The 11,143-nt window shown below is 63.9% G+C and carries 10 protein-coding genes; 4 read left to right on the top strand and 6 right to left on the bottom strand.

All coding sequences use genetic code 11. The features are described 5' to 3' along the window. A partial coding sequence (locus tag RMO51_RS16710; RefSeq protein ID WP_310396531.1) for a hypothetical protein occupies positions 1-213 on the bottom strand: 213 nt, incomplete at its 3' end. 122 nt (positions 214-335) lie between these two features. On the opposite strand from RMO51_RS16710, the gene RMO51_RS16705 reads away from it, so the two are divergent. Then, a complete protein-coding gene (locus RMO51_RS16705) occupies positions 336-1,037 on the top strand; it encodes a ComF family protein (RefSeq protein WP_310396530.1) in 702 nt (233 codons plus the stop codon). An 86-nt stretch (positions 1,038-1,123) separates the two neighbouring features. On the opposite strand, the gene RMO51_RS16700 is transcribed toward RMO51_RS16705, so the two are convergent. The 3 genes from RMO51_RS16700 to RMO51_RS16690 form a co-directional block, all read right to left on the bottom strand. Next, positions 1,124-2,383: an SUMF1/EgtB/PvdO family nonheme iron enzyme gene (locus RMO51_RS16700; RefSeq protein ID WP_310396528.1), complete on the bottom strand. Its 1,260-nt coding sequence runs from the start codon at positions 2,381-2,383 to the stop codon at positions 1,124-1,126. Positions 2,384-2,452: 69 nt separating this feature from the next. Then, positions 2,453-3,499 carry a PorP/SprF family type IX secretion system membrane protein gene (locus RMO51_RS16695; protein WP_310396526.1) on the bottom strand — a complete coding sequence of 349 codons (1,047 nt, stop codon included), beginning with the start codon at positions 3,497-3,499 and terminating at the stop codon, positions 2,453-2,455. Positions 3,500-3,589: 90 nt separating this feature from the next. After that, positions 3,590-4,759 (bottom strand): OmpA family protein, encoded by a 1,170-nt coding sequence (locus RMO51_RS16690; protein WP_310396524.1) that lies wholly within the window; start codon positions 4,757-4,759, stop codon positions 3,590-3,592. A gap of 484 nt (positions 4,760-5,243) precedes the next feature. Here RMO51_RS16690 and RMO51_RS16685 point away from each other — a divergent pair, with 484 nt between their 5' ends. The 3 genes from RMO51_RS16685 to RMO51_RS16675 all read left to right on the top strand — a co-directional run bounded on the left by RMO51_RS16685 (position 5,244) and on the right by RMO51_RS16675 (position 9,965). After that, positions 5,244-8,285, top strand: coding sequence for an AsmA-like C-terminal region-containing protein (locus tag RMO51_RS16685; protein ID WP_310396522.1), 3,042 nt, complete (start codon positions 5,244-5,246; stop codon positions 8,283-8,285). 208 nt (positions 8,286-8,493) lie between these two features. Then, positions 8,494-9,339: a DUF4382 domain-containing protein gene (locus tag RMO51_RS16680; protein ID WP_310396520.1), complete on the top strand. Its 846-nt coding sequence runs from the start codon at positions 8,494-8,496 to the stop codon at positions 9,337-9,339. Between the two features lie 200 nt (positions 9,340-9,539). Then, positions 9,540-9,965, top strand: coding sequence for a hypothetical protein (locus tag RMO51_RS16675; protein WP_310396519.1), 426 nt, complete (start codon positions 9,540-9,542; stop codon positions 9,963-9,965). Positions 9,966-10,051: 86 nt separating this feature from the next. On the opposite strand, the gene RMO51_RS16670 is transcribed toward RMO51_RS16675, so the two are convergent. Both RMO51_RS16670 and RMO51_RS16665 read right to left on the bottom strand, forming a co-directional pair. Continuing rightward, on the bottom strand, positions 10,052-10,546 hold the full coding sequence (locus RMO51_RS16670; protein WP_310396518.1) for a DinB family protein: 495 nt from the start codon (positions 10,544-10,546) through the stop codon (positions 10,052-10,054). 110 nt (positions 10,547-10,656) lie between these two features. After that, complete coding sequence (locus RMO51_RS16665; RefSeq protein ID WP_310396516.1) at positions 10,657-11,112, bottom strand: DUF6970 domain-containing protein; 456 nt, start codon at positions 11,110-11,112, stop codon at positions 10,657-10,659. Positions 11,113-11,143: the final 31 nt, after the last annotated feature.

The raw sequence follows: 11,143 nt of genomic DNA, 5'->3' as shown, positions 1-11,143 counted from the left end.
GGCTAGTTTGGCGTATTCAAACGTGCCGGGCTCCTGCATCAGTGCGCGGGTAGAGATGCGTGGGCTTTGGTTGTCTTTGCAATCAAAGCTGCCGCGCACATGGCAGGCGCGAATGCGCAGCTCCATCAGCACGGGCATGTTGCTGGCCTCCGACAGGCAAAAGCCGTCTTCCACCATGCGCACCATCACGGGTAAATCGGGACGCGGGTCCATCAGGCACATCGAGCTTTTCAGGGCAAAGGCGTGTGCCGCTCAGCATGACGTTCTGCTTTGTCGTTACCTTGTTGTCTCACTCCCCAAAATTACTTTCCAAAACCTCGTTTCCGCCTTCTACCATGCTGCGCTCCCTGGCCGCCGACTTCATCGGCCTGATTTTTCCGCGCCTGTGCCTGGCCTGCCGCGAGCCGCTGGTGACCGGCGAAACCCACCTTTGCACCGGCTGCCGGGCCGAGCTGCCCTACACCGACTACCACCGGCTGCCGCCCGACCAGAACCCGCTGGGCCGGCGCTTCTGGGGCAAGCTGCCCCTGCGCCACGCCCTGAGCTACCTGCGCTTCGTGCGCCACGGCCGGGTGCAGCACCTGCTCCACGAGCTCAAGTACCAGGGCCAGCGCGACGTGGGCACGGCCCTGGGCCAGCTCTACGGCGCCGAGCTGCGCGCCGTGGGTCTGGCGGCCGACTTCGACCTCATCGTGCCCGTGCCGCTGCACCCGCGCAAGCTGGCCAAGCGCGGCTACAACCAAGCCGCGGCCTTCGCCAACGGCCTGGCCGAGGGCCTGAACGTGCCCGCCACCGCCACCGCCCTGCGCCGCACCGCCAATACCAAGACCCAAACCAAAAAGAACCGCGCCCAGCGCTGGGAAAACGTGGCCACGGTGTTCGAAATAGAAAACCCCGCGCACATTATCGGCCGGCGGGTGCTGGTCGTCGACGACGTGCTAACCACGGGGGCCACCCTCGAAGCCTGCGGCGCCGTGCTGCTGGCCGCGGGCGCCGCCGAGGTCAGCATTGCCACCATTGCCTGCGCCGACCGCTGAATGGCAGGCAGATTACCCAGTAATCCTTACGCAAAAAAGGGCCGCTCCTGCGTCAGGAGCGGCCCTTTTACTGTCACGGGTTTTGCTTACCGGTTCGAGCCGGCGTTAATCATCGCGCAGCGGAAGCCGATGGTGGCCGTGGCCGAATCCTCGGCCATGAAGCGGCGGGTGCCGGGCGAGAGCCAGTAGGCCACGTCGCGCCACGAGCCGCCCTTGAACACGCGCACGTGGTCGTCAATCAGCGACTGGTAGCCTTTCTTGTCGTACCGCTCGGCGGGGTCACCCACGCCGTTGCGGCGGAAGGGGTTCAAATCTTCCACGTCCTGGAACGAGAGGGGGCGGTACACGTCCTGCACCCACTCGTTCACGTTGCCGGCCATGTTGTAGAGGCCGTAGTCGTTGGGCGGGTACGAGTAGATGTAGTCGGTAATCATGGCGCCGTCGTTCAGGCTGCCGGCGATGCCGGCGTAGTCGCCGCGGCCCCGCTTGAAGTTAGCCAGGAACTGGCCCTGCTTCCGGCCGTAGGCGTTGCGGGTCGACTTGCCGTCCCACGGGTAGATGCGCTTTTCTTCCTGGTTCTCGTTGCCCACTTCCTGGGTGCCCACGAGGGCTTGCGCGGCGTATTCCCACTCGGCCTCGGTGGGCAGGCGGTAGTTGGGCAGCGTGTTGCCTTTTTCAATGGAAGCGCCGTTGTTGCCCCCGGCCGAAGCCGTTCCTTCGGCGCCCTCAGCCGCGGCCTGGTCTTTTTTCTTGCCAAACAAGCCGCCTTTTTTGGGGGAGCTGCCGCCGCCGTCTTCGCTGGCCAGGCGCTGGTTCACCTGGGCGGTGCGCCAGGTGCAGTAGTCGTCGGCCTGCAGCCAGCTCACGCCCACCACGGGGAAGTAGCGGAAGCCGGGGTAGCGCAGGTAATAGGTTACGTAGGGGTCGTTGAACGACAGGTCGCGGGCCCACACGGTGGTGTCGGGCAGGGCCGACTTGTAAAACTCTTCGGCCGAGTCGGTGCGGATAAAGTGCAAGTATTCGAGCCAGTGGATGTTGGCTACTTCGGCTTCGTCCATGTAGAACGAGGCGATGGTAACCGTGCGCTCGATGTTGTCGTGCGTCTGGGTCACGTCCTCCTCCTGCGAGCCCAGCACCGTGCGGCCGCCTTCGATGAACACCAGGCCGGGACCTTCGGGGATTTTCTCGAAGTTAGCCACGGCCATGCCCTTTTCCGTGTTATATTCAATACCCGTAGTAGAGGAATATTTACCCGGCTTAGAGGCCGTGGGCTGCCCGTTCTTGCCGCAGCCCGCTAAGGCAACTGCACCCATCACAGCCAGGCGCAGATAATTGGTTAATTTCATAACAAAGTTAAAATGAGTATGGGGAAGGAGGGGTTAGCTAAGGCAATTAGGACGCAATAATACAAAAAATTAGAATGCCGGGCAAGGGGCCGTCGGGTAAACGCGCCTTTTTAGGCGACGATAGGCATTTTCTAGTCGGTCAAACGCGCGAAGGGCCAGGGTGAGTTCGTGGGCACCGCCCAAATCGGCGCTTAGTCGGCTCAGCCCCACGTCGTAGCTGTAGCCGATGCGCAGGCCCCCGGCCTGCACGCCGGCCACCACGGCCAGCACGTGCTGGGTTTCAACGCGGCTCAGGGCCGGAATATTGCGGTACACCGCGCCGAGCGTGACCGGCGACGCCGTGACGTACAGCCCGGTTTCGACGCGCTGCGAGCCGCCCTGCCGGGTGTAGGCCGCCACGGGGGTGTAGCTCACCTCGCGGGTGGCCACGCCGGGGCCGGGTTTGACAACAAAAAATTTGTACCCGCCGCTGACGCTCAGCAGCAGCGGCAGCTGGCTCTGCTGCCGAAACCCCAGGTTGGGCTGGTTGAGGTGTTGGCCGGCCAGGCTCAGCCAGCCCCGCTCGGTGTACAGCACGGCGCCGGTGCCCAGGCTGAGGTAGTTGACGGGCGGAAAATCCAGGGCTTCGGCCGAAGGCCCGACCACCCGGCCGTCCTCGAGGATTTGGTCGCCGAACACGAAATTGTCGTAGCCCACGCGCTGGCGGCCGTAGCTGGCGCGCAGGCCGCCGCTGAGCGCCAGCCGCTCGGTGAGGCGGGTGTGGTAGGCGTAGAGGGCGCCGGCTTCGAAGCGGGTGTAGCCCACGCCGCCGCTGTGGTCTTGGTTGAGGAGCAGGCCCAGGGCGTGGTGCTGGCCGGGCACGTCGAGGCGGAGGTCGCCGGCCAGCTGGGTGCTGACGAAGGAGCCGGCCAGGGTGGGCAGCTGGTTGCGGTAGCTAAGCGTGGCGCCGTAGTCGTCGACCAGCCCCGCGAAGGCCGGGTTGGTGTGCAGGCGCGTGGCAAACGGCTGGGAGAAGAAAACGTCCTGCGCCCGCGCCGCCGAAACACCGCCGAGCAGCAAGCCCGCGGCCAGGCCGTGCGTTAGTCGGATGAGGAACGGAGGGTAACGCCTGGGCATGCGGACCAACAACGCCGGCTGTGCGTGGATTAGTGCGGTCGGCGCCGCGAAGGTACGGCCCGCGGCCCCGGGGCCAGGCCAGCCAAGCCCTCACTTCTGCACGACTTTGACGCTGAGCCGGCGGTTCTTGGCCCGGCCTTCGTCGGTGCTGTTGCTGGCAATGGTGTAGCGCGGGCCGTAGCCGCGGGCGTCCACGCGGCTGGGGCTGATGCCCATGTCGACCAGGGCGGCCCAGGCGGTGCGGGCGCGGGCGTCGCTGAGCAGCTTGTTGACTTTGTAGCTGCCCGTGCTGTCGGTGTAGCCCCCCAGCTTGATGCGGGACTTGGGGTAGGCGCGCAACAGCGCGGCAATGTTCCGCAACTGGCCGACCGACTCGGCGGTGAGCGTGGCCTTGCCGGCATCGAAATATACTCGGTCGAAGTTGTACCACCCTTTGGTCAGGTCCACGGTGTCGACCTGCATTTGCGGGTCGGCGAGGAAGTGGTGCAGGTAGCTTTCGGTGGAATTGACGCCCACGCCCGGAACAACGTCGCCGTTCGGTAATTTCAGAGTGGTCGGGTTGCCGGTGTCGTAGATGTAGTTGCCGGACTTGCCATCGTAGCGGCCGGGCACGATGGGGTCGGACACCCGCCGGACAACGGGCGTGTAGCCGGGGTAGCGGACGTATTTGGGGTAGCGGGCCGCCGTGGGGGCCTGGGCCGCCGGCGCCGGGCTGGCCGGCGTGGGGGCGGGGACGGCCGGGCTGGCCGGCGCCGGGCGCACGGACGAGGCGGGTACCGGCGCGGCGGCTTGGCGCGGGCTGGTTTTGAGAGTGGTGGTCAGCAGCACCGGGCCCCCCACCACGGCCTCGTCGGCCAGGGTCAGGGTGGAACCGTTGGGCTCCCTTGTGCGGTCGTTGCGGTCCTTGGCGGCGCCGGGGTCCAGCTTGCTCAGGGTGACGGTGAAGCTGGCCGTCTTGCCGTTCTCCAGAAAAATATTTTCCACCGTCTGGGGCCGATACCCGCCCTCCCCGACGCGGATGAAGTATGGGCCGCCGGCCGTCAGATTGCCGATGACAAAACGACCGGCGCCATCGGAAGCGGCCGTGTGCCGCACCCCAGAAGGCATGTGAACCACCGTAATGGCGGCGCCGGGCAACGGCTTTTTCTCATCGGACTGCACGCTGCCGACTAGGCTCATGGCTGGATTTTGCGCGTGCGCAAAGGGGCTTGCACTCACAAAGCAGCCCATCAGGGCCAGCGCGGGAATTGAACGCTTCATAATTGCGGAGAAAAGATGCAGAGCAGTTTTGGGGGTCAGTCAGGCCAGGCAAAATCAGCGAAGGCAGCCGAGCCGAAGGCGGCCGAAGCGAATGAGAAGCAACGCTTTCGCGGGTTGTAGCGCGCTGATTGGGAATGTCAAGGAAGGGCGGAAGCAACAACAAGGGCTCAAATATACCGGAAAAAACCAGCTATAATAATTTGATAATTTCTTATAATTTATCTAACTATTCGGTTTCGCTTTTTTGATGGAGCGTCGTCACCGGCGCAGTGAAGGGTATACCTGAAAAGCTTAGCGAGCCCGCGAGGCGCAAAATGCAGCACCCGCGCCGCTGTTCTGCTTCAGGAGCGGCGTGGAAACGGATTGTGCGCGGCGAATCGAATTTCCAGTCCGGCCGGCGGGAGCATTTGGGGAAGCTTCGGTCCTGCCCGTGGCACCGGCTGGGATTTACCTTTGTTGCAATTGCCTCCTCAAAAAATGTGCTATGCGAAAGATTCTGTTGGGATTATTAGCCTTGCTGGTGCTGGCGGTGCTGGCCGTGGTGGCGGCGCCGTTCCTGTTCAAAGACAAGCTGCGGGCGCTGGCCGATAAGCAGATTGCCCAGCGCGTGCGGGCCAAAGTGCAGTACGACCCGGCCAACATCGACGTGAGCCTGTTGCGCTCGTTCCCGGACATGACGGTGAACATCCGCGACCTGCGCGTGATTGGGCTCGACTCGTTCAGCCGCGACACGCTGGCCTACCTGCCCAACCTGCAAGTGGGGCTCGACGTGATGAGCGTGGTGCGCGGCGGCCAGATTGCCATCAAATCCATCGAGCTGGAACGGCCCAACCTGAGCCTGCGCCGGCTGAAAAGCGGCCTGGCCAACTGGGATGTGATGATTTCGGACTCGGCCGCCGCTTCCAAAGGCCAGGACACGGCCCAGGTGAACCTGGCCATTCAGGGCTGGCGGATGACCGACGGCCGCCTGCGCTACGAGGACCTGACCTTGCCGTTTAGTATGCAGGCCCGGGGCGTGAACCACCGCGGCCGCGGCGACTTTGCCCGCAACGTGTTCGACATGACCTCGCAAACCACCGCCACCGACCTGGACCTGACCTACGGCGGCGTGGCCTACGTGACCGATAAGCAGCTCGACGCCGACGTGACGCTGAACATGGACCTGGCCAAGAGCCTCTACACGTTTAAGGATAATAAGATAAAGCTCAACGATTTTCCGTTCAGCTTTGCGGGCGCCATTGGCCTGCCCAACGCCACCGATATTACTTACGACCTGACGTTTAAGGCGCTGGAGACGGACTTCAAGACGCTGCTCAGCCTGGTGCCGGGCGTGTTCACGGCCCAGTTCAAGAACATCGAAACCAGCGGTAAGGTGGCCTTCGACGGCTACTACAAGGGTACCCAGAACGCCCTGCGCATGCCCGGCTACGGCGTGAACCTGACCGTGACCAACGGCCAGTTCCACTACCCGGAGCTGCCGCAGGCGGCGAAGAACATCAACCTGAAGATGCAGGTCGACAACCCTTCGGGCATCACTAACAACGTAAAGGTGAACATCCCGCAGTTTCACCTGGACCTGGGGCCGAACCCGGTGGACGGCAACGTGCGCATCGACGGGCTGGAGCCGATGCAGGTGGACGGCCGGGTGAAGGCCAACGTGAACCTGGCCGAGGCCCTGAAGGTGTACCCGGTGAAGGACCTGGCCATGCGCGGGCAGCTGTTCGTGGACGGTACGGCCAAGGGGATTTACTCCAAAACCCAGATGCCGGTGGTGAACGCGGCCATCCGGCTAACCAACGGCTTCGTAAAATCGGCCCAATTTCCGGCGCCGATTGAGAACATCAACTTGAATGGCACGGTGGTGAACACGACGGGCCGGGTAAACGACACGCAGATTAACCTGCCGCAGTTTCGGATGGTGCTGGAGGGCGAGCCGCTGGAAGGCCGCCTCACGGCCCACAACATCGACCAGCCGGTGTTTGACACCAACGTGCGGGGCACGGTGGACCTCACCAAAATCACGAGGATTTTCCCGCTCGAAGGCATGACCGTGACCGGCCGGGTGGCTGGCGACATCGCCGCCAAGGGCAACATGGCCGACGTGGAAGCCGGCCGCTACCAGAACGTGGTGGCCAGCGGCACCGTGAAGGCAACCAACGTGACCTACAAAAGCAAGGAGCTGCCGCAGGGCGTGAAAATCAGCACCGGCACGGCCACCTTCAATAACAACCAGGTGGCGGTGCAAAGCCTGAACGGCACGGCCGGCAGCTCTGACTTCGCGGCCTCGGGCACGGTGAGCAACTACCTGGGCTACCTCTTCACGCCGGGCCAGTCGCTGAAGGGCAACCTGACGGTGAACTCGCGCAACTTCAACGTGAACGAGTGGATGGTGGACGAGGTGTCGGCCAAGACGACGGCCACCGGCGGCCGGGCCCCGGCCAAGGCCGAGGGCGTGCTCCAGATTCCCAAGTACTTCGATTTGGTGCTGAACAGCCGCGTCGACAACGTGACCTACGACAACCTGAAGCTGACCGATGCCCGGGGCACCGTGGTGGTGCGCGACCAGACGGCCACGCTCAAGGGCATGACCTTTAATACGCTGGGGGCCACGTTCGGCACCACGGGCAGCTACAGCAGCCAGAACCTGGCGCACCCCAAATTTAACTTTGGGCTGAACATCAAGAACCTGAACTTTCAGAATGCTTTCGCGGCCTTCAGCACCATCAAGGCGCTGGTGCCGATGGCCAGCCAGGTGGAGGGCATCTTCGGCACCAACTTCAACGTGAGCGGCGAGATGGGCGCCGACATGCTGCCCAACCTGGCCACGCTCAGCGGCAAGGGCGTGTTCGACGTGGTGCGGGCAGCCATCAACCAGAGCGAGGTGATGACGAAAATTGCCAGCCTGACCACGCTGCCCGAGCTGAAAACCCTGCTGGTGGTGGACAAGAAAATCAACGCCAACCTCGTGAACGGCAACCTGGTGGTGCAGCCGTTTGACCTGACCGTGGGCGACGTGAAGATGACCCTGGGTGGCTCGAACAGCCTGACCGGGGCGCTGGCCTACGTCACGGCCCTGAACGTGCCCACCGGCCGGCTCGGCGCGGCCATGAGCAGCCAGCTCACCCGGCTCACCGGCGTGCAGGACATCAAGGGTGCCGAGCGCGTGACGCTGGGCCTGAACATCGGCGGCACCGTGACCAGCCCCCGCGTGCAGCTGACCAGCGGCAGCGTGAAGGACCAGGGCAAGGCGCTGGTGCAGACCGTGGCCAAGCAAAAAGCCCTCGACCTGCTGGGGGTGAAGGCCCGCCCCCTGAGCCGGGAGGACAGCACCCGCCGCGCCGGCCAGACGCCCGAAGAAGCCGCCGCCCAGGCCGTGCGGGACGAGAAGCAGCGCCGCATCGATACCGAGAACAAGGCCAAGGAGCAGTTGGCCAAGGGCTTCAACAGCCTCTTTGGCAAGCCCAAGCCGAAACCCAAGCCCGTGGAGCCCGCCGAACCCGCGCCGGCCGACACGACCAGAAAATGAGGCTTTCTTGGGATGGACCAGCAGGTCTGGGGGCTGAGAGACCGGGCCTGTCGGGCGCCGGGGGTGGTTGAACGAAAACCGGGCCCGCCCGCCCGGCGGTTAGCGCATCTTTGGCCGCATTGTTGGGCACGCTGGCTCAGCAGCTTCCCCGGAAGCCCGGTCTTTGCGCAGCCATTCGGTTCAACCTCATCTATTTCCCCAATTTTTTATGAATATCACCCGTTTACTGCCCTTAGCCTGTGCCGGCCTGCTGGGCTTGGCCAGCTGCTCCGAAGATGCTTCCGAAAACGCGGACTCCGCCAAGCTGGAAGTGCGAATGACGGACGCCCCCGGCGATTTTAAAGGCGTGGTGCTGGATGTGCGCCAGATTGAGGTGCATTTGAAGAAAGAACAGGACGCGGAGAAGCGCCAGCTGCTGGCTTTCGCGCCGCAGGTCATCAACGTGCTGGAGTACGTCAACGGCAAGTCGGCCCTGCTGGTAAGCGAGGACTTTGCCCCCGGCGACCTGGATGAAATCCGCCTCATTTTGGGCCCCGACAGCTACGTCATCGGCCGCGACGGCCAGCGCTACGACCTCAAAACCCCCAGCGGCCAAAGCTCCGGCGTGAAGCTGAAGCTGGAAAAATGCACCCTGCGCCAGCGCGAAACCTTCCAGCTGCTGCTCGATTTCGACGTGGCCAAGTCCATTGTGGAGCGCGGCAACTGGAATCCTGGCAAAGACAAAAAGGAGCGGTACCTGCTGAAGCCCGTCATCCGGGTGGTGGCCCTGGACCTGCGCGGCGGCCTGCGCGGCACGGCGGCGCCCGCCGCGGCCCGGCCCCAAATCCTGGCCATTCGCACTTCCGGCCTGCTCAGCCCGGATACGGTGAGCACCTCGGCCGATCCATCGGGCGCGTTCCAGCTCGGCGGGCTGCCCGCGGGCACTTACCGGGTGGAATATTTCCCGAGCACCGCGGCCCCCGCGGGCCAGCCCGCCTACCGCAACGTAACCGTGGGCGGCGTGGTGGTCACCAACGACCAGCTAACCATTGTCCCCACCACGGCGCTGAATTAACCCCGCATTTGATGAGGCCAAAAGGGCCGTTTCCCACTCGGGAAACGGCCCTTTTGGCGGTGGTCACCCGATAGCAGAGCCGAACACCGGGTATTATTAAACAAGCCTAAAGCTTATCCGAGTCGTTGGGTCAAAACAATAAAAGGGGCTTTTTGAGGTTGTAGAGCAGTAGGTTCCTCACCCCCTACCCTCCTTAGCTGATGAAAACCTTTGCTCTCTTCCTCTCGTTGCTGCTGGCGGCTGGCCACGCCGGTTTTGCGCAAGCGTCTACGTCCCCCGCCGGCGGGCAAAGCGCGGACGCCGCGCGCTTTGTTGCCCGGCCGCCCTTGTCCGACAGTACCCAGCAACTGGTGCATAAATTGTTCAAGCGGGCGCGCCTGTTCGGGGTGATTAGTGCGGTTAGTGGCGGTGTTTTGTTGAGCAGTGGGGTGATGTATGACCGAAGAGGGGAGTCGTTTCGAGACACGGGGTTTTCCCTGGTGGGAGGAGGCGCTGGGTTAACGATTGGTATTTTAAATCTCGGGCAATTCAGCCGTCGCCGCGAGCGAGCGGTGCTGGCCGCGTTGGAACGCGGGCAACCCCTGCCGGCCTATGCGGTCCGTTGGCTGCCGTTGATTGGCAGGTAGTCGGTGGCGCACCCACCGGGTATGGGCGGCGCTTGGGCAAGCCCTGGCCACAACGGCCCGCCTCAGCGGGCGTGAAGTGAGTCGGGCTACAGGCTCACGGCCGCCTGGCCGGCGGCGCTCAGCTCGCGGCAGTAGGTGATGAAGTCGGAGTTGACGGGCTCAAAGCCGTGGTCGCGCAGGCGGGTGGCCACCTGGGCGCGGTGGTAGCTGGCGTGCACCACGGCGTGGGTCAGGATGTCGTGCACGGCGCTGTCGTAGGCATTGCCCAGCGAGTTGGCGTAAGAAACCAGCCGCTGCAGCTCGGCCTCATCGGCGTGCACCATGAGCTGGTGCAGGGGCTCCGAGGTCTGCTCGTGCCAGTGGTGGCAGCCGGCCAGGTCGTGCTCCTGCCACACCTTTACGGGGCTGGCCGTGCCGCCGATGCGGGCAATCCAGATGGCCTGGGCGTTGAGCACGTGGCTGAACAGGCGCAGCACCGCGGCCGGGACTTCCGGGCCGGAGGTGGCCACTTCGTCGAGGCGGTGCAGCACGGTGGTGTTGGCCCACACGTTGAAAGCGCCAAGTTTTTCGAGGGTATTCATGAAATCAATGAGGAATGAAGAATGAGGAATGAAGAATTTTGGGGAAATGAAGGGATGAGAAATGCCGGGCGGGCAGGTAATTCTTCATTCTTCATTCCTCATTCTTCATTTCATCGCGGGTCTTGCCAGACCAGCTTTTCGTTGGTTTTGTTTTTTTCAAAGTCCGGGCACTTGCCGTCGCCCTTGCCGGTGATGCCGCCGTCGGGGCTGCACACCACCCGGCCCTTGGTGTCGAACACCTGCGAGTACTGGTCGCAGCACGGGGCCGACTGGTAGTAGACCGTCTGGCCGCCGTAGTCGTAGCGCAGGATGCGGATGAGGGGGTTGCGCTTGCGCTCGGCCAGCACGGCGGCAATGCGGGCCTTGAGCCACTGCGGGCGCGCCGTGGTGTCGGACTCGGCCACGCGGCTGGGCACCGGGTCCACGGTGTTGGCGCTGGTGGGGGCGGGCGTGCCGGGGCTCACCTGGCCGGTTTCGGGCGGCGTGGTGGGCGTGGTCACGCTCACCTGCTGGGGGGCGCAGGCCGTGGCGAGGAACAGAAACGCGGCGGGACGGAGTAGGCGCATGGTTTTAAGTGGTCAGTGGTTGTCAGTTGAT

Source organism: Hymenobacter sp., assembly GCF_031398885.1.
Classification (GTDB): domain Bacteria; phylum Bacteroidota; class Bacteroidia; order Cytophagales; family Hymenobacteraceae; genus Hymenobacter.
The sequence above is the reverse complement of the archived record's forward strand: the minus strand, read 5'-3'. Positions and strand labels throughout refer to the sequence as shown.

Excerpts from the sequence above, each read along its gene's own strand:
- RMO51_RS16700 (WP_310396528.1), bottom strand. The coding sequence starts at position 2,383 with ATGAAATTAACCAATTATCTGCGCCTGGCTGTGATGGGTGCAGTTGCC.
- RMO51_RS16690 (WP_310396524.1), bottom strand. The coding sequence starts at position 4,759 with ATGAAGCGTTCAATTCCCGCGCTGGCCCTGATGGGCTGCTTTGTGAGT.
- RMO51_RS16675 (WP_310396519.1), top strand. The coding sequence starts at position 9,540 with ATGAAAACCTTTGCTCTCTTCCTCTCGTTGCTGCTGGCGGCTGGCCAC.
- RMO51_RS16670 (WP_310396518.1), bottom strand. The coding sequence starts at position 10,546 with ATGAATACCCTCGAAAAACTTGGCGCTTTCAACGTGTGGGCCAACACC.
- RMO51_RS16705 (WP_310396530.1), top strand. The coding sequence starts at position 336 with ATGCTGCGCTCCCTGGCCGCCGACTTCATCGGCCTGATTTTTCCGCGC.
- RMO51_RS16665 (WP_310396516.1), bottom strand. The coding sequence starts at position 11,112 with ATGCGCCTACTCCGTCCCGCCGCGTTTCTGTTCCTCGCCACGGCCTGC.
- RMO51_RS16680 (WP_310396520.1), top strand. The coding sequence starts at position 8,494 with ATGAATATCACCCGTTTACTGCCCTTAGCCTGTGCCGGCCTGCTGGGC.
- RMO51_RS16695 (WP_310396526.1), bottom strand. The coding sequence starts at position 3,499 with ATGCCCAGGCGTTACCCTCCGTTCCTCATCCGACTAACGCACGGCCTG.
- RMO51_RS16685 (WP_310396522.1), top strand. The coding sequence starts at position 5,244 with ATGCGAAAGATTCTGTTGGGATTATTAGCCTTGCTGGTGCTGGCGGTG.